Source organism: Phenylobacterium ferrooxidans, from assembly GCF_042714595.1.
GTDB classification, from domain to species: domain Bacteria; phylum Pseudomonadota; class Alphaproteobacteria; order Caulobacterales; family Caulobacteraceae; genus Phenylobacterium; species Phenylobacterium ferrooxidans.
Map to the genome: position 1 here is coordinate 1 of NZ_JAOTJD010000042.1, position 22375 is coordinate 22375.

At 69.8% G+C, this 22375-nt stretch carries 20 protein-coding genes; 15 read left to right on the forward strand and 5 right to left on the reverse strand.

Annotated elements, in window-relative coordinates; translation table 11 throughout:
• The 11 genes from OCL97_RS18235 to OCL97_RS18285 all read left to right on the forward strand — a co-directional run.
• Positions 1-1209: hypothetical protein (locus OCL97_RS18235; RefSeq protein WP_377371245.1), on the forward strand; the 1209-nt coding region annotated here is incomplete at its 5' end.
• A 190-nt stretch (positions 1210-1399) separates the two neighbouring features.
• Complete coding sequence (locus tag OCL97_RS18240) at positions 1400-2779, forward strand: M20/M25/M40 family metallo-hydrolase (protein WP_377371246.1); 1380 nt, start codon at positions 1400-1402, stop codon at positions 2777-2779.
• Positions 2776-3741: a D-alanine--D-alanine ligase gene (locus OCL97_RS18245; protein WP_377371247.1), complete on the forward strand. Its 966-nt coding sequence runs from the start codon at positions 2776-2778 to the stop codon at positions 3739-3741. The genes OCL97_RS18240 and OCL97_RS18245 overlap by 4 nt, the downstream gene beginning before the upstream one ends.
• Entirely contained in the window at positions 3689-4600 is a 912-nt protein-coding gene (locus OCL97_RS18250) for a cell division protein FtsQ/DivIB (protein WP_304775114.1), read from the forward strand. The genes OCL97_RS18245 and OCL97_RS18250 overlap by 53 nt, the downstream gene beginning before the upstream one ends.
• A 23-nt stretch (positions 4601-4623) precedes the next feature.
• Positions 4624-5949 (forward strand): cell division protein FtsA, encoded by a 1326-nt coding sequence (ftsA, locus tag OCL97_RS18255; protein ID WP_304775116.1) that lies wholly within the window; start codon positions 4624-4626, stop codon positions 5947-5949.
• A 384-nt stretch (positions 5950-6333) separates the two neighbouring features.
• On the forward strand, positions 6334-7938 hold the full coding sequence (ftsZ, locus tag OCL97_RS18260) for a cell division protein FtsZ (RefSeq protein WP_377371248.1): 1605 nt from the start codon (positions 6334-6336) through the stop codon (positions 7936-7938).
• Between the two features lie 245 nt (positions 7939-8183).
• Positions 8184-9077, forward strand: a complete 894-nt coding sequence (gene lpxC, locus OCL97_RS18265; protein WP_377371249.1) for a UDP-3-O-acyl-N-acetylglucosamine deacetylase — start codon at positions 8184-8186, stop codon at positions 9075-9077.
• A gap of 159 nt (positions 9078-9236) precedes the next feature.
• Complete coding sequence (locus OCL97_RS18270) at positions 9237-10142, forward strand: outer membrane protein assembly factor BamD (protein ID WP_377371250.1); 906 nt, start codon at positions 9237-9239, stop codon at positions 10140-10142.
• A gap of 40 nt (positions 10143-10182) precedes the next feature.
• Entirely contained in the window at positions 10183-11880 is a 1698-nt protein-coding gene (recN, locus tag OCL97_RS18275) for a DNA repair protein RecN (RefSeq protein ID WP_377371252.1), read from the forward strand.
• Positions 11873-14221 carry an NAD-dependent DNA ligase LigA gene (gene ligA / locus OCL97_RS18280; RefSeq protein WP_377371253.1) on the forward strand — a complete coding sequence of 783 codons (2349 nt, stop codon included), beginning with the start codon at positions 11873-11875 and terminating at the stop codon, positions 14219-14221. Before recN ends, ligA begins: the two co-directional genes overlap by 8 nt.
• Complete coding sequence (locus tag OCL97_RS18285; protein WP_377371254.1) at positions 14197-15414, forward strand: class I SAM-dependent methyltransferase; 1218 nt, start codon at positions 14197-14199, stop codon at positions 15412-15414. Before ligA ends, OCL97_RS18285 begins: the two co-directional genes overlap by 25 nt.
• On the opposite strand, the gene OCL97_RS18290 is transcribed toward OCL97_RS18285, so the two are convergent.
• On the reverse strand, positions 15411-17225 hold the full coding sequence (locus tag OCL97_RS18290; protein ID WP_377371255.1) for an aminopeptidase P family protein: 1815 nt from the start codon (positions 17223-17225) through the stop codon (positions 15411-15413). The two genes, OCL97_RS18285 and OCL97_RS18290, sit on opposite strands and share 4 nt — an antisense overlap.
• A gap of 249 nt (positions 17226-17474) precedes the next feature.
• Here OCL97_RS18290 and OCL97_RS18295 point away from each other — a divergent pair, with 249 nt between their 5' ends.
• From OCL97_RS18295 to OCL97_RS18305, 3 genes are all read left to right on the forward strand, one after another.
• The gene (locus OCL97_RS18295; protein ID WP_377371256.1) at positions 17475-18038 is read left to right on the forward strand and encodes a GNAT family N-acetyltransferase; all 564 of its coding nucleotides are present in this window, start codon (positions 17475-17477) and stop codon (positions 18036-18038) included.
• 132 nt (positions 18039-18170) lie between these two features.
• A complete protein-coding gene (locus OCL97_RS18300; RefSeq protein ID WP_377371257.1) occupies positions 18171-18512 on the forward strand; it encodes a GIY-YIG nuclease family protein in 342 nt (113 codons plus the stop codon).
• Between the two features lie 66 nt (positions 18513-18578).
• Positions 18579-19118, forward strand: a complete 540-nt coding sequence (locus OCL97_RS18305; RefSeq protein ID WP_304775139.1) for a carbonic anhydrase — start codon at positions 18579-18581, stop codon at positions 19116-19118.
• Between the two features lie 16 nt (positions 19119-19134).
• Here the strand turns inward: OCL97_RS18305 and OCL97_RS18310 are convergent, their stop codons facing one another.
• The 3 genes from OCL97_RS18310 to OCL97_RS18320 all read right to left on the reverse strand — a co-directional run bounded on the left by OCL97_RS18310 (position 19135) and on the right by OCL97_RS18320 (position 21012).
• Complete coding sequence (locus tag OCL97_RS18310; RefSeq protein WP_304775141.1) at positions 19135-19569, reverse strand: hypothetical protein; 435 nt, start codon at positions 19567-19569, stop codon at positions 19135-19137.
• A gap of 70 nt (positions 19570-19639) precedes the next feature.
• The gene (locus tag OCL97_RS18315) at positions 19640-20506 is read right to left on the reverse strand and encodes a 50S ribosomal protein L11 methyltransferase (protein WP_377371258.1); all 867 of its coding nucleotides are present in this window, start codon (positions 20504-20506) and stop codon (positions 19640-19642) included.
• 41 nt (positions 20507-20547) lie between these two features.
• On the reverse strand, positions 20548-21012 hold the full coding sequence (locus OCL97_RS18320) for a hypothetical protein (RefSeq protein ID WP_377371259.1): 465 nt from the start codon (positions 21010-21012) through the stop codon (positions 20548-20550).
• A gap of 253 nt (positions 21013-21265) precedes the next feature.
• Here OCL97_RS18320 and OCL97_RS18325 point away from each other — a divergent pair, with 253 nt between their 5' ends.
• On the forward strand, positions 21266-21436 hold the full coding sequence (locus OCL97_RS18325; RefSeq protein ID WP_377371260.1) for a hypothetical protein: 171 nt from the start codon (positions 21266-21268) through the stop codon (positions 21434-21436).
• Here the strand turns inward: OCL97_RS18325 and OCL97_RS18330 are convergent.
• Positions 21433-22335, reverse strand: a complete 903-nt coding sequence (locus tag OCL97_RS18330) for an alpha/beta fold hydrolase (RefSeq protein WP_377371261.1) — start codon at positions 22333-22335, stop codon at positions 21433-21435. The two genes, OCL97_RS18325 and OCL97_RS18330, sit on opposite strands and share 4 nt — an antisense overlap.
• Between the last annotated feature and the right edge of the window lie 40 nt (positions 22336-22375).

Here is a 22375-nt window from a genome sequence, read left to right on the forward strand (position 1 = left end):
GTGTGCTCTTCCGATCTGGCCTGGTTCCAGGCGGTGCTGGAGCGCTACGCGGGCTTCGGGGGGAAGGCTTCAGGCGGGCCGGGCGACACCGCCTGCGGCGCCTGGCTCGAGGCCGAGCTCGCCGGGCTGGGCTATGGCTGCGAACGCCAGGCCTTCGAGGTCCCCTACGCCGAGGTGCGGACGGCGACGCTCACGGTGGGCGCCCACCAGGCGACGGTGTTTCCCCAGGCCCTGGTGATCCCCACCGGTCCCGGCGGACTGTCCGCGCCGCTGCGGCTGGCGTCCTCGGACGGCGGGCTGGACGGAGCGATCGCGCTGATCGTCCTGCCGTTCCGGCGCTGGGTGAGCCTGGCGGAGCCGGCGGTCTCGCGCGCCCTCACCGACGCCTTCAGCCGTGGCGCGGCCGCGGCGGTGCTGGTGACCACCGGGCCGACGGGGGAGGCCGTGGCCCTGAACGTCAGCGCCACCGCGCCGGGCTTCGGCAAGCCCGTCGCCGTCCTGGCCCCCAAGGACGCCGAGCCCTTCGTGGCGGCGGCCCGGCAGGGGCAGGGCGCCACGCTCATCGTCGACGCCGCGTCCGGTCGGCGGCCGGCCTTCAACCTGATCGCCCGCCTCGACCGTGGCGCGCCCAAGACCCTGATCGTCACCACGCCCCGCTCGGGCTGGCACAGCTGCGTGGCCGAGCGGGGGTCGGGCCTGGCGGTCTGGCTGTCCCTGGCCCACGGCCTGGCGGCCGCCGCGCCGGGCGTGAACCTGGAGTTCGTCGCCACCAGCGGCCACGAGTACATCTATCTTGGCGGCGAGCAGTATCTCGAGCACCGCGCGCCCAGGCCGTCCGCCACGCGGATGTGGGTCCATATCGGCGCCAGCGCGGCGGCGCGCGACTGGCACGAGTTCGGCGGCCGGCTGCGGCCCCTGCCCAGCGCCGACCCCCAGCGGGTGCTGACCGCCACGCCGGAGGTGATCGACGCGGTGCGCGCGGCCTTCCAGGGGATCAGTGGCCTGGAGGCCGTCTATCCCGCCGACCGGGCCCACGCCGGGGGCGAACTGGTGAACGTGATCGAGGCGGGCTACGCCCCGGCGATCGGCCAGTATGGCGGCCATCGCTACTTCCACACCGCCGGTGATGATCTGCGCTGCGTCTCGGGCGACCTGGTGGCGCCGGTGGCCGCGGCCTTCCGGGCGGCGATCGCGGCCGCCCTGACCTAGACGCACGGGACCTCGACGGTCACATGTCGGCCTTCGTGGGGCGGCCGCCAAGTGCGCAACACCTTGCGCTGCAACGCCTCGCGGCCCGTGCGGGGCGCGTGAAGGGCCTTGTCTTCCATCCGCGGCGACCGACAGGTGAAACGAGGGGGCCTGGCTTGACTCTCCGCCCCAGCTGTCGCACCGCCGAAGGATGAAAAGACTGCTGATCGCGGCCGCCTGCGCCGCCCTGCTCACCGCCCTCCCGGCCCAGGCCGCCGACCTGGCGACCACCGCCGCGGCGCTGCGCGACAAGGCGCTCACCGACCCCACCGCGTGGGATGTCCTGGAGAGCCTGACCACCGAGGTCGGGGCGCGCCCGGTGGGCTCGCCGGCCATGACCCGGGCCAAGGACTGGAGCGTCGAGACCTTCAAGCGCCTGGGCTTTGCCAATGTGAAGGTCGAGAGCTTCGAGACCTCGGCCTGGTCGCGCGGGGCTGAGAGCGCCTCGGTGATCTCGCCCTGGCCGCAGCCCCTGCACATCCTGGGCCTGGGCGGTTCGTCCCCCACGCCGCCGGGCGGGCTGGAGGCCCAGATCGCGGTCTTCTCCACCTATGCCGACCTGCTGGCCCAGCCCGTGGGGTCGCTCACCGGCAAGATCGCCGTGGTCACCCAGCCGATGACCCGGACCCAGGACGGCTCAGGCTATGGCGGGGTCAACGCCCAGCGCACCTATGGGGCGGTCGAGGCGGCCAAGCGGGGGGCGGTGGCCTATCTGGTCCGCTCGCTGTCCACCGACGACACCCGCCTTCCGCACACCGGGGGGGCGGCGCCGGCCGGCATCCCCTCGGCCGCCCTCTCCACCGTCGACGCCGAGCTGCTGGACCGCATGGCGGCCCGCGGCAAGCCGGTGAAGGTGCGGCTGGAGATGGCCTCGAGCTTCAACCCCAAGGCCCAGGCCTGGAACATCTCCGGCGAGATCGTGGGCCGCGAGAAGCCCGACGAGGTGCTGGTGATCGGCGGCCACCTGGACAGCTGGGACGTGGGCACGGGCGCCGTGGACGACGCGGCGGGCGTGGCCATCATGACCGGCGCGGCCAAGGTCATCGCCGGCCTGCCCAAGGGCCCGCGCCGCACCATCCGAGTCGTCATGTTCGGATCGGAGGAGCAGGGCGGCAGCGGCACGGCCTACGCCGCGGCCCACAAGGACGAGATCGGCAAGGTGGTGCTGGTCGGCGAAAGCGACAGCGGGGCCGGGGCCATCTGGTCGGCCGACCTGCCCAAGGGCAGCCGCGCCACGCCGCAGATGGTGGCCTTCGCCAAGGCCGTCGCGCCCCTGAAGGTGATCATCTCCCGCACCGACGGCCGGTCGGGCGGGGCGGACGTGGGACCCATGGTGCGTCTCGGCGCCCCGGTGGTGGACCTGCGCCAGGACGCCAGCCGCTATTTCGACCTGCACCACTCGCAGGACGACACCCTGGACAAGGTCGATCCCAAGGCGCTGGCCCAGAACGTGGCGGTCTGGACGGCCTTCCTCTACACCGTCGCCGACAGCGATATCGATTTCCGCAAGCTCGCCACGGAGGCCAAGTGAGCCAACCCCTTTCCGGCCGCCATGTGGCCCTGCTGCTTGGCGGCCTTTCCTCTGAACGCGATGTGAGCCTGGTCTCCGGCCGTGAGTGCGGCGACGCCCTGGAGCGCCTGGGCGCCAAGGTCACCCGCGTCGACGCCGGGCGTGACCTGGCCCAGGTGCTGACCAGGTTGAAGCCGGACGTCTGCTTCAACGCCCTGCACGGCGAGTGGGGGGAGGACGGCTGCGTCCAGGGGGTGCTGGAGACCCTGAACCTGCCCTACACCCACTCCGGCGTGCTGGCCTCGGCGCTCGCCATGGACAAGGCCAAGTCAAAGGCGGTGTTGGCCGCCGCCGGCGTGACCGTCCCGGGCGGAGGGCTGTTCAACCGCTTCGAGGCCGCCGCTGAGCACGTCATGACGCCACCCTATGTCGTGAAACCCAACGCAGAGGGGTCCTCGGTCGGCGTCTTCATCGTCCTGGACGGCGCCAACCGGCCGCCCCAGGAGATCGTCTCGCCCGAATGGACCTTCGGCGAAGAGGTGATGATCGAGCCCTATATCCGCGGCAAGGAGCTCGCCGTGGCCGTGATGGACGGCAAGGCCCTGACCGTCACCGACATTGTGCCCAGATCGGGCTTCTATGATTACGAGGCCAAGTACGGGGATGGGGGGTCTGAGCACATCCTGCCGGCCCAGATTCCCTTGAAAACCCTGGAGAAAGCCATGGAGTTGGCCGAGCGCGCCCACGCTGCGCTCGGTTGTCGCGGGGTTACCCGATCTGATCTTCGTTATGACGACATTAACGACATTCTGGTCCTTCTGGAGGTCAACACACAGCCCGGCATGACGCCGACTTCGCTCGTCCCCGAGCAGGCGGCCATGAAGGGCGTGGACTTTGACAACCTGGTGCTTTGGATCACGGAGGACGCTTATGCCCGCGGTGCTGCGGGGGGGATCGCGAGTTTCGGCGAAACCCCGGGCTAGAAAGCCCGCTGGCTCCAAGTCTCGCTCCCAGGCCAAGGCGCCTGCGGGGTACGCCCCCGCGAAGCTGGGCGCCGCCCGCAACGTCGGCCTCTCCCCGCAACACGCCCTGATGGCCGCTGGCGGCGTGCTGGCCATCGTCCTGATCGCGACCCTGGCCACCGGCGACCGCGCCCACAAGGCTTCCGAGGCGATCAGCGGCGCGGTGGGTGGGCAGTTCGCTCACCTCGGCTTCCGGCTGAAGGCCGTCCACGTCCAGGGCGCCTCGGCCATGGCCACCGCCGACATCCTGGCCGCCGCCGGGGTCTACAAGGATCAGCCGCTGCTGGGCCTGGACCTTGAGGCCCTGCGGCAGCGCGTCGAGGCCGTCGGCTGGGTCAAGGAAGCCCGCATCGTGCGCCTGCTCCCAGACACCCTGGTGCTGGCGGTGGTGGAGCGCAGGCAGCTGGCCGTCTGGCAGCACGGCGGCCAGAGCCACGTGATCGACGACCATGGCCGGATCATCCCCGAGGCCCGGTCCGACAAGTTTCCCACCCTGCCGTTGATCGTCGGCGAGGGGGCCAATGAATACGCCGCCCAGATCCTGCCGGAGGTCGCGGCCCGCCCGCGCCTGATGGAGCGGATCGAGGCCCTGGTGCGGGTGGACAACCGCCGCTGGGACCTGCGGCTGAAGGACGGCTCGCTGGTGCAATTGCCGGCGGTGGACGAAGACGGCGCCCTGATAAAACTGGAGCAGCTGGATCAGAGCCAGCGCATCCTGGAACTGGGTTTCGAGCGGATCGATCTGCGTGATCCGAGCGTGGTGGCGGTGCGGCCGCGCGACGGGGCCCTTCCCGGGCAACTCGTCGCGAACGGCGTTTGAGGAAGAAGAGGGCGGACCCGTTGGTGACCCGTGTTGAGGACCGCAAGGAGAGCCGCGAGGGGCTGAAGGCCGCGCTTGGCCGCCAGCCGGTGATCGCCGCGGTGGACCTTGGCGCGTCCAAGGTGAGCTGCTTCATCATGAAGCATGACGGCGTGCGTCGTTCCGACCGCACCCTGACCGCGGCCGGCGTCGGCTATGTGCAGTCGCGCGGCGTGCGCGGCGGGGCGATCGTCAATCTGGACGAGGCGTCGGACGCCATCGCCCAGGCCGTCGAGCGGGCCGAGAACGTCGCCGGCGTCCAGGTGCAGGGCGTCACGGTCGCCACGGGCGGCGGCGCGCTCACCAGTCATCGCATTTCCGGCCGCGTCACCCTCGGTGCGCGCGCCATCTCCGACCATGACCTGGTGCGCGCCATCCAGGCGGCCCTGGCCCAGATCAAGCTTCCCGGCCGCCGCGCCGCCCACATCCTGCCCGTCGCCTGGGCCGTGGACAGCCAGTCGGGCATCCGCGATCCGCGGGCCATGTTCGGTCGCGTCCTGGCGGTGGAGCTGCTCGTGGTTTCGGTCTCCGAGGCGGTGTTCCAGACCCTGGGGGCCTGCGTGGAGCGGGCTCACCTGCAATTCGACGGCGTGGTCGCCGCCCCCTTCGTGTCGGCCCTGGCGGCCCTGGAGGAGGACGAGATGGACCTGGGCGCCGTCTGCATCGACATGGGCGGCGGCTCGACCTCGGCGGCCGTCTTCTCCGGCGGCAGCCTGGTCCACGTTGAGACCCTGCCCGTCGGCGGCAGCCACGTGACCGCCGACATCGCGCGTGGGCTTTCCACCTCCATCGCCGGCGCCGAGCGGATAAAGACCCTGCATGGCTCGGCCATCGCCTCGGCCAACGAGGACCGCGAGATGATCGAGGCGCCGCCGCGCGGCGACGATCCGGGCGCGGGCCCGGTGATCGCACCTCGCTCCCTGTTGAAGGGCATTATCGCCCCCAGGGTCGAAGAGACCCTGGAACTGCTGCGCGACCGACTGAAGGCCTCGGGCGCGCCTGTCGAGCCTGGCGCGGGCCTGGTGCTCACCGGCGGCGCGAGCCAGCTGGCCGGCGTCCGGGAAGTCGCCGTGCGTGTCTTCGACCGCCCGGTACGCCTGGGCCGTCCGCGCCGCGTGCCGCACCTGGCAGACGCCGCCTCGGGTCCCGCCTTCTGCGCGGCGGCCGGGGTCCTGCACCGTCACGCCTTCGGTCCTCGCGAGGCGGTCTCGGCCAAGGCGCTCGCCTCGGCCAAGCTGCGCCGCGATCCGGTGGACCCGGGCGCCAACCCTGTGGCCAAGGCCGCCGCCTGGCTGCGCGAGAACCTCTAGCCCTCCGATCCGGCCGGTTCATCCACAGGTTCATGCTGAAGCTGTGGCCGCCTCAACTTGGCTTTTTGACCTCAAGGTGACTCGTCAGCCCCTGTCGACTCACATTCGACTCAGTTGAGTGGCGTTCCTGTTCTTTGAATGTGATCAGCGTCTTGACGAAATTCGTGAGTCAGGGTGTCGCAGTTCGGGTTGGCAAAACGCACCTAAGCCTTACGCGCCAACAAATTTAGCTTGGTTAGCGGCTCGACGGACCTCCGACTCGCCTTATGCAGTTAACCGCCAATTAACGATGGTAGGCGTTTCCTTAACGCCATCCGTCGAGGGAGCCTGGCGGGCGGGTCGCCTTGTCTCCCAGAATGAATGACGGAGGACGTAGAGGTCCCAATGGCTATTGCACTTTCCGCGCCGCGCGCGACCGAGTTGAAGCCGCGCATCGTTGTATTCGGCATCGGTGGGGCAGGCGGTAACGCCGTCAACAACATGATCGAAGCTGGGCTGGAGGGCGTCGAGTTCGTCGTCGCCAACACCGACGCCCAGCAGCTGTCGTTCTCCAAGACCGACCGGCGCATCCAACTGGGCGTCCAGGTGACCCAGGGCCTCGGGGCCGGGGCCCACCCGGAAGTCGGGATGAGCGCGGCCGAGGAGTCCATCCCCGAGATCGGTGAGCACCTCGACGGCGCCCACATGGTCTTCATCACCGCTGGCATGGGCGGCGGCACCGGCACCGGGGCCGCGCCGATCATCGCCAAGTGCGCCCGCGAGCGGGGCATCCTGACGGTGGGCGTGGTCACCAAGCCCTTCCACTTCGAGGGCCGTCACCGCATGCGCCTGGCCGACGCCGGGATCAGCGAGCTGCAACGCTATGTCGACACCCTGATCGTCATTCCGAACCAGAACCTGTTCCGGGTCGCCAACGAGCGGACCACCTTCGCCGAAGCCTTCGGCATGGCCGATCAGGTCCTGCACTCCGGCGTCCGCTCCATCACCGACCTGATGGTGCTGCCCGGCCTGATCAACCTCGACTTCGCCGACGTCCGCACGGTCATGACCGAGATGGGCAAGGCGATGATGGGCACCGGCGAGGCGTCGGGCGAGGACCGCGCCCTGATGGCCGCCCAGAACGCCATCCAGAACCCGCTGCTGGACGAAGTCTCGCTCAAGGGCGCCAAGGCCGTGCTGGTCAACGTCACCGGCGGCCTCGACATGACCCTGCTGGAAGTCGACGAGGCGGCCAACGCCATCTCCGAGCAGGTCGATCCCGAGGGCAACATCATCTTCGGCGCGGCCTTCGACCCGACCCTCGAAGGCATGATCCGCGTCTCCGTCGTGGCCACCGGCATGGACGGCGCCTCGATCGCGGCCATCGAGCCCAAGGTCGAGCGTCGTCCCCTGACCGCGCCGCCGCTGCGCGCCACCGAGCAGGCGCACCAGCCCTATACGCCGCCGCCCGTTCCCGCGCCCGAACCGGTGCGTTCGATCTACGCCACCCCGGCCGCCCAGGCTCCGGCGCCCCGCTATGAGGCTCCGGTCTATCGCGCCCCGGTCGCCGCGGCTCCCGCGCCCGCGCCGACGCCAGCTCCCAAGGCCAGCTTCGACGAGGACCTGGAGGCCCAGGGCGATCTCTACGCCGCGGCTCCCGCGCCCACCCCGGCCCCCGCGCCGGTTCGGGTCGAGCCGCAGATCACTCAGGCCGCCGCGCCTCCGCCCGCTCCGCCCATGACCCGGATCGTCGATCCGTCCGTGGCTGACGACGAGGATGAGCCGCTGTTCGCCGACGCGGCCTTCGAGGATCGCCGCCCGCAACGCAGCGGCGGCTTTCTGAGCCTGTTCGGCAGCCGTCCGCGCTACGACGCCCCGGCGCCCGCGCCGGCGGCCCGTCCCGCCGCCCGCGGCGGCGCCCAACCCGCTGAGGCTCCAGCCCCGCAGGAACAGGTCGAGGGCCAGGAAGACCTGGAAATCCCGTCCTTCCTGCGACGTCTCGCCAACTAGGCGATCCGCAGTCGATCTTTGCGCAAGGCCGGGCTCACCCCCGGCCTTGTTGCGTTGGGGGCCGCTATTTCGCGTGTGAGGCGAGGGGGCCTAGGTCTTGATTCCGCTAATAAATCCCGACCTCGAGAATCGAAACATTCGGAAACAGGACGTGTCTTGCGGCGCCGCAGCATAACCGTAAAAGGGCATCTGAGGCGTATCGTGGCCACTTCCGGCCCGGCTTCGACTCAAAGAGGGCTCCGGTCTTGGCCGCATCCGCGTTTCAACACACCCTGCAGGGCCCGGCGATCTTCGCCGGGGTCGGCGTGCATACCGGCGCTCACACCCGCGTCTCGGTTCGCCCTGCGTCCGCCAACACCGGCATTGTCTTCGTCCGCACAGACGTGACCGATCGCGACAACCGCGTGCCGGTCAGCGCCGAGGCGGTCTGCAAGACCCAACTGGGCACTGTGATCACCAACGCCGCCGACGTCACCGTGGCCACCATCGAGCACCTGATGGCCGCCCTGGTGATGCTGAACATCGACAACGCCGTCGTCGAACTGGACGGCCCCGAGATGCCGATCATGGACGGCTCCTCGCTGCCCTTCGTCGAGATCCTCGACCGCGCGGGCCGCCGGGGGCAGGACGCCCCGCGCCGCTATATCGAGATCCTGGACACCGTCGAGGTCGTGGACGGCGACAAGCGCGCCACCCTCAGCCCCGCCGACGAATTCGAAGTCGCCTTCGAGATCGCGTTCGACTCCAAGGCCATCGGCCGCCAGCGAGTCGACCTGCCGATGAACGAGCGCGCCTTCCGCAGCGAACTGGCCAACTGCCGCACCTTTGGCTTCCTGCACGAGGTCGAGGCCCTGCGCGCCATGGGCCTGGCCCGTGGCGGCTCCATGGAGAACGTCGTCGTCATTGAGGGCGACCGCATCCTCAACCCTGAGGGCTTGCGCCGTCCGGACGAGTTCGTGCGCCATAAGGCCCTGGACGCCATCGGCGACCTGTTCGTGCTGGGCGCGCCGATCCTCGGCCGTTTCGAGGGCGTGCTGGCCGGTCACGGCATCAACAACGCCGTGGTCCGCGCCCTGGTGGCGCAGCCCCAGGCCTGGCGCTATCGCAGCCTGGTGGACAATCTGGCCCAGGCGGTCTGACTCCCCTTCGGCCCGCCTCTCTTTCGACAATCTCGAGCTTTAGCTGGGCCGTCGTCGGGTGGTTCCCTGCGTCCTCGCCTCCCTTCCGTTTGCGCCTCGCCGAGCGTGGTGTAGAAGCGAGGACTCGCAGCGCGGGGCCGCGCATTTGGTCTGTTTGAGGTGACGGTGTCCTTGCTTCGCAATTCCTGGGGTCGCCCGGCGCTTGTCGCCTGCATCGTCGCCGTGGCCTTGGCCGGCTGCGCCGGCAAATCCAAGCGGCCCAAGCTGGTCTATGAAGAGCGCCCGGTGGAGCTGCTCTACGCCACAGGCGCCGACCGTCTGGATCGCGGCCTCTGGAACCAGGCTGTCGACTACTTCCAGGAGGTGGAGCGTCAGCACCCCTATTCGGAGTGGTCGCGCCGGGCGATCTTGATGACCGCCTACGCCCACTATCAAGCCAACAACTATGCCGAGGCCATCGGCGACGCCGACCGCTTCATCTCGCTGTATCCCGGCAACCCGGCGGCGACTTACGCCCACTACCTGAAGGCCATCTGCTATTTCGAGCAGATCGTCGACGTGGGCCGCGACCAGGCCGCCACGGGCCAGGCGCTGGCCAACCTGCAGGAAGTGGTTCAGCGCTACCCGCGCACCGAATATGCCGCCGACGCCCGCCTCAAGATCGACATGGTCAACGACCAGCTGGCCGGCAAGGAAATGACCATCGGCCGCTGGTACCTGCGCCAGGGCGACACCATCGCGGCCCTGGGTCGTTTTCGGGCGGTGATCGACCGCTATCAGACCACCAGCCACGCTCCAGAGGCCCTCTACCGCCTGGTGGAGGCTTATCTGACCCTGGGCCTGGCCGAAGAGGCCAAGCGCAACGGCGCGGTGCTGGGCTTCAACTATCCGGGCGACGCCTGGTACGGCGATGCCTACAAGCTGCTGACCGACCGGGGCCTGCGTCCCGCGATCGAGCCCACGGGCAAGAAGGGCGGCCTGTTGCGCAACCTGCCGTTCCGCAAGGACAAGGCCGCGACCATCAAGCCGCCGTCTGCTCCGATTGAAGAACCTAAGGCGAACTGATCCCTTCCAGCGGGCCTGATTCCAGGCGATCTTGCCGGCCATGTTGATCGGGCTTTGGATCCGCGACGTCGTGCTCATCGAGGCCCTGGACCTGTCCATCGGGCCGGGCCTGACGGCGCTTACCGGCGAGACCGGAGCAGGCAAGTCGATCATCCTCGACGCGCTCGGCCTGGCGACGGGCGCGCGCGCTGACGCGGGCCTCGTGCGCCAGGGCGCCAGCCAGGCCATGGCCTCGGCCGTCTTCGCCCCGCCCCTGGACCACCCTGTCTGGGAGGTTCTGGAGGACAAGGGGCTTGCCTATGCCCGCGACGAGGATCTGGTGCTGCGCCGGACCCTGTCCGTCGATGGTCGCAGCCGCGCCTTCGTCAATGACCAGGCCACCAGCGTGGGAGTCCTGAAGGAGCTGGGTCAGCATCTGCTGGAGGTGCACGGCCAGCACGAGACCGTCGGCTTGCTGGACGCCCGGACCCACCGGCCGCTGCTGGACGCCTATGGCTCCCTTCGGCCGCTGGCCAGGACCGTGGGCGACCGCTGGGCCGCCTGGCGCGACGCGCGCGCCAAGGCCGACGAATTGCGCGAGGCGGTGGACCGCGCCGCCGCCGACGCCGAGGAACTGACCCTGCGGCTCTCCGAACTGGACCGCCTCGCCCCCCAGGCGGGGGAGGAGACGGCCCTGGCCGAGGAGCGCGCCATACTGGGCGCGGCCGAAAAGGCCATTACCGACATCAATGACGCGCGGGGCGCCTTCGAGGGCCTGAGCAGCAAGCTGGCGGCCGCTGTTCGCGCCGTGGAGCATGCGCGGGCCCGGGCTGTCCAGGCCGGCGCCGCCGAGGACGGGCCCGCCGTCAGCCGCCTGACCGCCGCCAGCGCGGCCATCGACCGGGTGTTCGGCGAGGCCCAGGAGGCCGAGGCCGCCGTGGACGCGGCCGCCGAGGCCTTCGACTTCCGCCCCGACCGGCTTGAGAAGGCCGAGGAGCGGCTGTTCGAACTGCGCGGCATGGCGCGCAAGCTGCAGGTCTCGGTCGAGGAATTGCCCACCCTGCGTGTCCGCTTCGCCGAGCGGCTGCGGGCGATGGAATCCAGCGAGGACGACCTGAAGGCCGCCGACGCCGCCGTCGCCCAGGCCCGCGCCGCCTACATGGCCGAGGCGCAGAAGCTCTCGGCTTCCCGCCGCGCGGCGGGTGAGCGCTTGGCTGCTGCCGTCATGAGCGAGCTGCCGCCGCTGAAACTGGACAAGGCCCGCTTCCAGGTGGCCGTCGAGACCCTGGCCGAGGACCGCGCGGGACCGACCGGGACCGATCGCGTGGCCTTTGAGATCGCCACCAATCCCGGCGCGCCGTTCGGGGACCTGGGGGCCATCGCATCGGGCGGCGAGCTGGCGCGTTTCGCCCTGGCGCTGAAGGCCGCCCTGGCTGGCCGCGCCGAGGGCGTGCAGCCGCTGATGATCTTCGACGAGGTGGACCAGGGGGTGGGCGGCGCCGTGGCCGACGCTGTGGGCCTGCGCCTGCGCCGCCTGGCCGCCGACGCCCAGGTGCTGGTCGTGACGCACTCGCCCCAGGTCGCCGCTCGCGCTGACGCCCACTGGCGGATCGCCAAGGCCGGGGATGGGGAGCGCCTGCGCACCGCCGTGGAGACCCTTTCGCCCACCGACCGCGAAGAAGAGATCGCCCGCATGCTGGCCGGCGCACACATCACCGACGCGGCCCGGGCCGCCGCCCGGGCGCTGATGCATGCTTGAGACCGCCAAACCGGTCGCTGATCTCGACGAGGTCGAGGCCGTCGAGGAGCTGACCAAGCTTGCCGATGAGCTGTCGAGGCACGACCTCGCCTATCACCAGCAGGACGCGCCGACGATCTCGGACGCCGAATACGACGCCCTGAAGCGCCGAAACCTGGAGATCGAGGCGCGGTTCCCGGAGCTGATCCGCGAGAACTCCCCGTCGCTGCGGGTCGGCGCCGCGCGGGCCGAGCAGTTCTCGCCCGTCGAGCATGGCGTGCCCATGCTGAGCCTCGACAACGCCTTCTCCGACGAGGAGGCCGTGGAGTTCGACGCCCGGGTGCGGCGGTTCCTCCGGGCGGACGCCGAGCCCATCGCCTATACCGCCGAGCCCAAGATCGACGGGCTGTCGGCCTCCCTGCGTTACGAGAAGGGCGTGCTGGTCCAAGGCGCGACCCGGGGCGACGGCCGGGTCGGGGAAGACGTCACCCAGAACCTGCGGACAGTGGCGGACATTCCCCACCGGCTGAAGGGCTCAGGATGGCCCGATGTCATCGAGGTGCGGGGCGAGGTCTATCTCGGCCACGACGGTTTCGCGGCCCTCAACGCCAGCGCCGAGGCGGCGGGGCAGAAGACCTACGCCAATCCGCGCAACGCCGCGGCCGGCTCCCTGCGCCAGATCGATCCGAAGATCACGGCGACCCGGCCCCTGCGGTTCTTCGCCTATGCCTGGGGCCTGATCAGTGAGCCGTTTGCTGAGACGCAGTGGGAGGCCCTCGCCAAGCTGAAGGCCTGGGGCTTCCAGACCACGCCGCAGTCGCAGCGGGTGGTGGGTCGCGAAGGCCTGCTGGCCGCCTATCGCGAGATGGAGGCCGCGCGGCCCAAGCTCGCCTTCGACATCGACGGGGTGGTCTACAAGGCCGACCGCCTGGACTGGCAGGCGCGGCTGGGCTTCATCACCCGGACGCCGCGCTGGGCGATCGCCCGGAAATTCCCTGCGGAACGGGCGCGGACCGTGCTGGAGGCCATCGACCTGCAGGTGGGGCGGACAGGCGCCGTGACACCGGTGGCCAGGCTACGCCCGGTCACGGTGGGCGGCGTGGTGGTGGTCAACGCCACCCTGCACAACGCCGACGAGATCGCGCGCAAGGACCTGCGGGTCGGCGACACCGTGGTCATCCAGCGCGCCGGCGACGTGATCCCCCAGGTGGTGGAGGCGGTGCTGGCCGAGCGTCCCACCGACGCCGTTCCCTTTGAGTATCCAACCCACTGCCCCTGTCCGCTGCGCACGCCGCTGGCCCGCGAGACCACGGCGTCGGGCGCCGAGACCGTGGTGCGGCGCTGCACCGGCGAGTTCGCCTGTCCTTTCCAGCGCATCGAACACCTGCGCCATTTCGTCAGCCGCCGGGCCTTCGACATCGAGGGGCTGGGCGAGAAGCAGCTCACCGCCTTCTATGAGCGCGGCTGGATGCGCGAGCCCGCCGACATTTTCCGCCTGGCCCGTGACGAGGAACGCCTGGCCGAGCTGCGGGGCAGCGACGGCTATGGCGAGACCAGCATCACCAACCTGGTGGCCGGGATCGACGCGCGTCGGCATATCCCGCTGGACCGGTTCATCTTCGGCCTGGGTATCCGGCATATCGGCGAGACGACGTCGCTCGCCCTGGCGCGGCACTACGAGACCGTCGAGGCCTTCATCGCCGCCGGGCAGGCGGCGGCGGCGCAACGGCCAGGTGCTGACTACCTGGCGCTCTCCACCCTGGACGGCGTGGGCCCCACGGCGCTTGAGGCCATTATCGCCTGGGCGCGGACAAAGCCCACGTCGCTGATCCCGGCCGAGGCCTCGATGGACGAGCGGCTGCGGCTCTCGATCCCCAGGATCAACAGCCGGGCGCGGCAGGCCTTGATCGACCTGTTCGGCGACTGGGCGAGCTTCGAGGCCGCGGTGACCAAGGCGGCGGGGCAGGGGCCTGGCGACGACTTTCTGGAGCTCGCCACGGTGGACGCCGTCGGCGTGGTGGCCGCCCGGATGATCGCCGAGTTCTTCGGCGAGCCGCACAACCGCGACATGGTGGCCAACCTGGCCTCAGAACTGCGGGAGGTGCAGGCGGTCGCCAGACCCAAGACCGACACCGCCGTGGCCGGCAAGACCATCGTCTTCACCGGCGCGCTGGAAAAGATGACCCGCGACGAGGCCAAGGCGCAGGCCGAGGGGCTCGGGGCCAAGGTCTCCGGCTCGGTCTCCAAGAAGACCGACCTGGTGGTCGCCGGGCCGGGCGCGGGTTCCAAGCTGAAGGTCGCCACGGACCTGGGCATCGAGGTGATCACCGAGGACGAATGGCTGGCCCTGGTGGCGGGCTGATGCCCGAGGCGCCGCCCACCATTGAGGAAGAGCTCAAGATCGGCCTGCAGCGGCTGCGCGAGCACATGCTGAACCTGGCGGAACTGATCTTCGACCGGGTGGTGGTCAGGGCGCCCGACCATGCCGTGGCCCTGCGACTGACCGGCGTCACCAAGCACAAGCTGGGGGACAGCCGCACGGCCCTGGAACGCCTGCAGGCCGCCACGGCCCTGGCGCCCGACGTCCAGATCGGCTGGTGGGACCTCTCGGTCGTGCTGCGGGAGGTGGGTGAGGGCGAGGCCGCCGCCCAGGCCCACGCGCGCGCGGTAGGCCTGATGGGGACCGACCCGGAGGCCGTCTCCCTGCCGCCCCTGGCCCAGCTCTCGCTGTCCCCCGACCGCCTGGTCCACAGCTTCACGATGGTGGACTACCCCTATACCGCCACGGTCCGCTACGGCTCGGGCCGCCCGTCGCATCCGGAGCTTGCCGCCCAGATCGGCGCAGGGCGAGGGCGGTACGAGGCGTTCCTCACCGAGTTGGGAGAGATCCAGGCCGACTTCGCGCAGATCCCCCTGGGGGGAAGCTATGACGACCCGACGCCCTTCTGGCTGAACAGCTGGTTTCCGGCCTTGGACGGCATGGCGCTGACCCAGATGCTTCGGCGGCACAATCCACAGCGGTTCATGGAGATTGGCTCGGGCCTTTCCACCAAGTTCGCGCGCCGGGCCGTGCAGACCTATGGCCTGCGCACCAAGCTGGCCTCCATCGATCCGGAGCCGCGCAGCGAGGTCGACAGACTGTGCGACCGGGTGATCCGACAGCCGCTGGAACGGGTGGACCTGACGATGTTCGCGGGCCTGGAGGCGGGCGACATCCTGTTCCTGGACTCCTCGCACCGCAGTTTCCAAGGCTCGGACGTCACGGTGTTCTTCCTGGAGATCCTGCCGCGCCTGAAGCCCGGGGTGATCGTCCACATCCACGACATCTACCTGCCCGACGACTATCTCAGCGGCCACCTGTGGCGGCTGTGGAACGAGCAGTACCTGCTGGCTACGGCCCTGCTGTTCGGGCCGGACCGCTTCGAGATCCTATTCCCCTGCTGGTTCATCGGCCGCGATCCCGCGCTGCGCGCCCAGGCCGAGGGCCTGCTGCGGAAGGGGCCGCTCAGCGGTCTCGATCTCTATGGCGCCTCGTTCTGGATGCGGACCACCTAGAGCGGCGCGCAGGCCTCCTCCATCCAGGTCCTCACCTCGGCGGGGACGCGGGGCCCGACCACCTTCAGGACGCGGGCGTGGTAGGCGTCCATCTGGGTGCGCTCTTCAGGGGTCAGCAGGGACACCTCGATCAGGCGACGGTCGATGGGGGCCAGGGTCAGGGTTTCGAAGCCCAGCATGGGGCGCTCGCCGCCAGCGATGGGGGCGGCCTCGGTCACATACTGCAGGTTCTCGATGCGGATGCCGTAGGCGCCTTCCTTGTAGTAGCCGGGCTCGTTGGACAGGATCATGCCGGGCTGCAGGGCCACGAAGTTGGGCAGTTTGGAGATGCGCTGCGGGCCCTCGTGCACGCCGAGATAGGAGCCCACCCCGTGGCCGGTGCCGTGGTCGTAGTCGAGGCCCCGGGCCCAGAGCGGCGCGCGGGCCAGGATGTCCAACGCCGAGCCCGTGGTTCCGGCCGGGAAGCGAATGGCGGCCAGGGCCAGGTGACCCTTGAGCACCAGGGTGAAGCGCTCCCGCATCTCCTGGCTGGGTTCGCCGATGGCCACCGTGCGGGTGACGTCGGTGGTCCCGTCCAGGTACTGGGCGCCGGAATCCACCAGCAGCAGGGAGCCTGACACGGTCTGCTTGTTCAGCCGCGTGGTGGGGCGATAGTGGACGATGGCGCCATTGGAGGCCGCCCCGGCGATGGTGTCGAAGGAGAGGTCCTTCATCGCCCCGGTCTCTTGGCGGAAGCCCTCCAGCCTGCTGACCACCTCCACCTCGTCGGGCAGGCTGGTCTGGGCCTCTGTGGCCAGCCAGTGGAGGAAGCGGGCGAGCGCCACGCCGTCGCGGGCGTGGGCCTCGGTGGTCCCGGCGATCTCGACCTGGTTCTTGGCGGCGCGGGGCAGGGCGCAGGGATCCTCGCCGCGCACGACCTCGGCGCCCGCCTCGGAAAGCGCCTCGAAGTACCAGGCCGAGGAGAGGCCGGGATCCACCAGGACCCGCTTGCCCTTGAGGTCGACGAGCGCGCCGGGCAGGTCGTCGGGGGTTTCCAGGGTGACCTGGTTTCCGAGCCAGGCCGGCAGCTCGGCGGTGACCTTGGCGGGATCGAGGAACAGGCGCGCCGTGCCGTCCTTGTTGAGGATGGCCTGGGCGAGCGGCAGGGGCGAGCGGATGACGTCGCCGCCCCGGACGTTGAACAGCCAGGCGATGGAGGAGGGGGCGGTCAGCACGGTGGCGTCAGCGCCCCGGGCCGCGAGCGCCTTGCCAATACGGGCGCGCTTGTCGGCGGAGTCCTCGCCGGAATACGCCAGGGGCTGAGCGACCACGGGGGCGATAGGCTGGGCGGGACGCTCGGCGCCCCAGGCCTGGTCCAGCGGATTGGCGGCGACAGGCTTCAGCTGCGCGCCGGCCCGCGCGATGGCCGCCTTCAGGCGGTCGAGGGCGTCGGGGCTGTGCAGGCGGGGGTCGTAGCCCACCACCTGACCGGGGCCCGCGGCGGTCTCGAGGTAGGCCGGGACGCCGCCCTCCACCAGGTCACGGATCTCGAAGGTGGCTTCGTCGACCTGGTCGCGGACCTGCAGGGTGTAGCGGCCGTCAACAAAGACCGCGGCCTTGTCCTTCAGGATCACCGCCGCGCCGGCCGAGCCGGTGAAGCCGGTGGCCCAGGCCAGCCGGTCGTTGGCCTCCGGCAGATATTCGTTCTGATGCTCGTCCTCGTGCGGCACGAGGAAGCCGTCCAGACCCTGAGCGGCCATGGCCTGGCGGATCAGGGGGACGTGGCGGGGCCCGAAGGAGCGGTCGGTGGTTTCTTCGAAGGTCTGGCGCATGGGCGCATGTAAGCCGTTCGGCGGGGGCTCGCAAAGGGCCCAAGCTTGCGGTTTGGCGGCAAGCTCGGCTACAAACTGCCCATGGTTCGCGCCCAGGCCCTCGCTTGCTCCAATTCCAACGGTCCCATCGGGGTCGTTCGGACGCGCACGCCCTAAGCCAGGGCCGCCTCGAACCAGACCCCGCCAACATCGGCCGGGGTCCGACAGACCAGAGAACCCGTCCGATCTCTTTCAAATCGGAGCGTTCCCATGACCACCACCCCGCCCTGGCTACCCATCGAAACCGAGCGATTGCTGCTGCGCGATTTCCACGAGGCGGACTTCGACCCCATCCACGCCTACGCCACCGACCCCGAGGTCGTTCGCTACATGACCTGGGGCCCCAACACGCCGGAGGTCACTCGCGAGGTGCTGGACCGCAATCTGGAACGCCAGAAAGCCTGGCCGCGCGAGCAACTGGACCTGGCGGTGGAGGTGAAGGCCACCGGCGCGATGATCGGGGTCGTGTCCCTGCACGACGCCAACACTGACAATAGCTCATTCGGTTACTGCTACAGCCGCGACGCCTGGGGGCAGGGCTATGGTACGGAGGCCGCCAAGGCCCTGGCGCGGATCGCCTTCACGGAACTGGGCCATCACCGCATCTGGGCCACCTGCGACGCCCGCAACCATGGCTCCTATGCGATCATGGAGAAGGTGGGCATGCGCCGGGAGGGCCATCTGCTGAAGGACACCAAGGCCAATGACGGTTGGCGCGACAGCTATGTCTACGCCCTGCTGGCCGAGGAATGGCGGGCGGCCAACGAAGAATAATATCCGGGTAGAAATTGACGGAGGCGGGCCCGTGCGCTACAAGGCCCGCCTCCAACTCAAGAATGTAGAGCGGGTCGGAAGGGTGAACCGGCGTCCGCTTCACCCTGACGCGCTGTCGCCGAGGATCAGGCCGTGGACAAGCAACGCCGCCGAGACATCGCCCGGGAATACAAGGAGCGGAAGGTCCCTGTGGGAATCTTCAGCCTGCGCTGCGAGCCGACCGGCGAGGCCTGGATCGGCATGAGCCGTAACCTGGACGGGGCCGCCAATTCCGCCTTGATGAGCCTGCGTCTCGGCTCGCACCGCAACGCAACCCTGCAGGCGGCGTGGAAGGCGCACGGTCAGGCCGCCTTTGTCTATGCCGTGGTCGAAGGCCTGGAGGAGGACCTCACCCCAATCGGCAGGGAGGACTGGCTCAAGGCGCGCCTGCGACACTGGATCGCGGCCCTGGAGGCTCGTCCCATCGTCGCCTGAGCTTGACGGTGGGGGTTGGTTAATGGTCGCGCGGCAAGGTGCAGCCTGAAGCGATCGGAGACCGCCATGACCTGTTGTTCCAAGCATGCCAATTGGCCCCAGCTTTCCCGTCGGGGCGTCATGGGCGCCATGGCGCTGGGGGGCGGGGTTCTCCTGAACAGCGGTCTCAAGCCGGGCGTCTCGCGGGCGGCCGGCCACTGCGAGGCCCTGCTGCTCACCTGCATGGACTATCGTCTGAACAGCGAGATCGACGACTACATGACGGCCCGTGGCCTGAAGCACAAATTCGATCATGTGGTGCTGGCCGGAGCGTCGCTGGGCGCCCTGAACGACAAGTACCCGGTATGGAACGAGGTGTTCTGGACCCACCTGGACCTGGCGGTGCAGCTACACCAGGTGCATCGCCTGATGGTCATCGATCACCGCGACTGCGGCGCCTACAAGCTGGTGCTGGGGGAGGGTGCGGTGAAGGACGCCGAGACCGAATTCAGGAGCCATGTGAAGCAGCTCTACGCCCTGCGGTCCCAGGTCACGACGAAACACCCTCATATGGAGGTGGAGCTTGGCCTGATGGGATTGGACGGGGCGGTCACACAGATCGTCTGACCGCCCCTCCCTACGCCTACTGGGGCGCGTCGGTGGCTTCCTGAGCAGCGTCGGACGCGGCGGCGGCCGTATCCTGCGCCGCCTCGGCGGTGCGGTCGGCGGCGTTACGGGCGCTGTCGGCGGCGGCCTGGGTCGAGGCGGCCATGCTGGAGGCGGCGTTGGCCGAGGCTTCGCTGGCGGCCTGAGCCGCGGACTGCGCCTGGGCCGTGGCCGTCTCCATCATCGCCTGACTACGGCCCGCATCGGTGGCGGCCTGCAGGTCGGTCGAGGTGGAGTTGTTGTTGAACATGAAGACCAGGCCGACGATGGCGACCACGGCCACCAGGGCGGCGATCCACCAACCGGCGGCGCCCGAGCCGCGGGCGGCGGGGGCGGCGGAGTATTCGGTGCGAACCGTGGCCGGCTGCTCGACGACGGTGCGTTCGACGTAGGGGTCGTTGGGATTGCTCATGGGTGCGTCCTCGAAATCGGTGGTGAAGACCACCGTCGCGCTTGAAAACGCCGATCCGTGAGGGCGGTTCCTAGTTCCGCTTGATCACCAGGGTCGCCCAGGCGTCGCGGTGGATGCGGCGGACCAGGGTGAAGCCCTTGGACCGGTAGGCCGCAAGGACGCGGCGCTCCTGGGTGCGCAGCAGGCCCGAAAGGATCGCGACGCCGCCCGGCCTCAAGGCCAACTTGATGTCGTGGGACAGGGCCACCAGGGGCGGGGCCAGGATGTTGGCGAACACCAGGTCGTAGGGCGCCTTTTCCCGCACCGAGGCGTGGCCCAGCCCGGAGGCGTGCAGGAATCGCACCTTGGCCTTGTTGAGCAGGGCGTTTTCTCCGGCGATGCGGACCGAAGGGGCGTCGATGTCGGTGCCCACCGCGATCGGCGTACCGGTGCGCGCCGCGGCGATCGCCAGCACTCCGGTGCCGGCCCCGACGTCCAGGACGCGCTCGTAGCGGTGCGCCTTCAGCAGGTCATGATAGGCCTGCAGGCAGCCGACGGTGGTGCCGTGGTGGCCGGTGCCGAATGCGGCGCCCGCCTCGATCCGCAGGTTGACGGCGTTGACCGGGGCGCGGCCCTTGTCGTGGGCGCCGTAGACGAAGAAGCGGCCGGCGCGCACGGGCGGCAGGCCCGACAGCGCCATGGCCAGCCAGTCGGCGTCGGCCAGCTTCTCCACCAGCACCTTGAGTTCGGGATAGGCCGAGAGGGTCGTGGTCAGGCCCTCCACCTCGTCGTCGGAGGTGGGGAAGGCGTCGATGCGCCAGACGTCGTGATCCTCGTCCTCCTCCAGGATGGAGTAGGTGGCGCTCTCCAGCATGGGGTCGGCGTCGATGGCCTCGGCGGCGGCTTCGGCGACGGCGCGGGGGCCTCGGGCGATGATCTGAACGGCGTCTGTCGTCATGCGCATCCGTCTAGAGGCGGACGCGCGGAAAGGCGAGGGGGTTAGGCCGGCGGCGTCCCGGCTTCGTCGGGCGCCGCTTCGGGCGTGGGCGTGGGGGCGGCGGCCTGCAGCCCGGCGAGGATATCGCCGCCCAGGGACGGATAGGAGGGGGCGGGCGCGACCTCAGACACGTACTTCACCGGGGCCATGCGGACGGGGGGGGCTTCGTCGACCACGCGCGCCGGCTCAGGTTCGGGCTCGGGTTCGGCCTGGGCCATCTCCACCGGATAGGCAGGCTGGGTCCAGTCGGTGCCGATGACGTAGTCCGGGACCTGACCGCCATAGCTGGTCCAAGTGGCGTCTTGCCGGATGCCGGGTCCGAGCCGCTCACCTGACGTCCCCGAGAGCAACTGCGGGCCGTCGAGATCGGTCATTTCGCGGATGTCGGGTTTGGAGACGCCGCCGATGACCAGCCCCGCCACGGTGGCGATGGCCATTCCGTAAAAGGCCTGCCGCAGATCGCGCATCTCTCGACTCCCCTGATTGCTGACTATAGCGCGCGAAAGCCGTTCTGGTTCAGTCAAGGTTGGCGTGTGCCAATACGATGCGAGAGGAAGTGGCCGGTTCGCCGCGCTGACGGCGAACTCGCCCAGCAGGATATGTCGAACCTCTGAAGATTCACCGCCCCGGGAATGTGCCGGTGCCCTGGCTGGCCCTGCTCTTGCGCTGGGCTCAGGCGGACCTGCGTTGTTCCCGCCGGTTCGTCTGCAGGAGATGACCATGACCCTCGAAGTTCTTGAGCAAGAAACCCACGATCCGTTCTTCGACCATTGGGCGCCGATGCTCCTGGTCCACGCCGCCAACGCCGTAGCCTTGGTTCTGCTGGTGCTCTTCTGGCCGGCATTCGCCCTGCTGGACCGCCTGGCAGGCGCCAGGCCCGCCGCCGCCTAGGCGCTCTCCCGCGCCCGCGCGGTGGCCCGCTCGATCAGGTCGGCGATGCGCGGGATGAGCTGGTGCGGCAGGTCGTGGCCCATGCCGGGGATGGTGTGCAGCTCCGCCCCAGGGATGGAGGCGGCGGTGTCCCGGCCACCCTCCACCGGCACCAGCGGATCGGCCTCGCCATGGATCACCACGGTAGGCGCGGTGATCGCGGCCAGCAGCGGACGACGGTCGCCGCAGGCGACAACGGCGGCCATCTGGCGCGCGCGACCCACCGGATAGTAGGCGCGCCGCGCGTCGGCGCGGATCCGCTCGATCAGGATTTCGTCCGGGGTCGGGTAACCGGGACTTCCGATCACCTTGTGGCTCTCCAGCCCGCTCCAGACATGCTTGTCCATATCCACCGCCGGGTCGACGCCCGGCTTGGTGAGGGCCGCCATGGCCTCGGGCTTGGCCGGCGGGACCGCTGGGTTGCCGGTGGTGGACATGATGGAGACCAGCGACGCGGTCTTCTCCGGATGATTGGCGGCCACCAACTGCGCGATCATGCCGCCCATGGAGGCGCCGACGACGTGGGCGCGCTCGACGCCCAGGACCTCGAGCAGGCCGACGCTGTCGCGGGCCATGTCCGCCAGATGATAGGGCACGTCCGGCGTCTGACCGCTCATCAGGGCGGTATAGATGGCCGTCATGTCCGGCTCGCCGTGCTCCTCGAACCGGTGCGAAAGGCCGACGTCGCGGTTGTCGTGGACGATCACGCGGTAGCCCCGGTTGGTGAGCTCGCGGATGAACTGCGGCGACCAGCGGGTCATCTGGGCCCCGAAGCCCATGATCAGCAGGACCGCCTCGCCCTTCTCCGGGCCGTAGACCGCATATTCGAGGGGGATGCCGTTGGCGATGATCTGGGGCATGCGCCCTCCCGAACATGTGAGTGATTGATGATCACTCTGC

Bases quoted from the DNA above. Each gene is read 5' to 3' on its own strand.
- OCL97_RS18310 (WP_304775141.1), bottom strand. From the start codon at position 19,569: ATGAGCAATCCCAACGACCCCTACGTCGAACGCACCGTCGTCGAGCAG.
- OCL97_RS18250 (WP_304775114.1), top strand. From the start codon at position 3,689: ATGCCCGCGGTGCTGCGGGGGGGATCGCGAGTTTCGGCGAAACCCCGG.
- OCL97_RS18240 (WP_377371246.1), top strand. From the start codon at position 1,400: ATGAAAAGACTGCTGATCGCGGCCGCCTGCGCCGCCCTGCTCACCGCC.
- OCL97_RS18290 (WP_377371255.1), bottom strand. From the start codon at position 17,225: ATGCGCCAGACCTTCGAAGAAACCACCGACCGCTCCTTCGGGCCCCGC.
- OCL97_RS18295 (WP_377371256.1), top strand. From the start codon at position 17,475: ATGACCACCACCCCGCCCTGGCTACCCATCGAAACCGAGCGATTGCTG.
- OCL97_RS18285 (WP_377371254.1), top strand. From the start codon at position 14,197: ATGGCTGGCCCTGGTGGCGGGCTGATGCCCGAGGCGCCGCCCACCATT.
- ftsZ (WP_377371248.1), top strand. From the start codon at position 6,334: ATGGCTATTGCACTTTCCGCGCCGCGCGCGACCGAGTTGAAGCCGCGC.
- recN (WP_377371252.1), top strand. From the start codon at position 10,183: ATGTTGATCGGGCTTTGGATCCGCGACGTCGTGCTCATCGAGGCCCTG.
- OCL97_RS18305 (WP_304775139.1), top strand. From the start codon at position 18,579: ATGACCTGTTGTTCCAAGCATGCCAATTGGCCCCAGCTTTCCCGTCGG.
- ligA (WP_377371253.1), top strand. From the start codon at position 11,873: ATGCTTGAGACCGCCAAACCGGTCGCTGATCTCGACGAGGTCGAGGCC.
- OCL97_RS18315 (WP_377371258.1), bottom strand. From the start codon at position 20,506: ATGACGACAGACGCCGTTCAGATCATCGCCCGAGGCCCCCGCGCCGTC.
- OCL97_RS18325 (WP_377371260.1), top strand. From the start codon at position 21,266: ATGACCCTCGAAGTTCTTGAGCAAGAAACCCACGATCCGTTCTTCGAC.
- OCL97_RS18320 (WP_377371259.1), bottom strand. From the start codon at position 21,012: ATGCGCGATCTGCGGCAGGCCTTTTACGGAATGGCCATCGCCACCGTG.
- OCL97_RS18330 (WP_377371261.1), bottom strand. From the start codon at position 22,335: ATGCCCCAGATCATCGCCAACGGCATCCCCCTCGAATATGCGGTCTAC.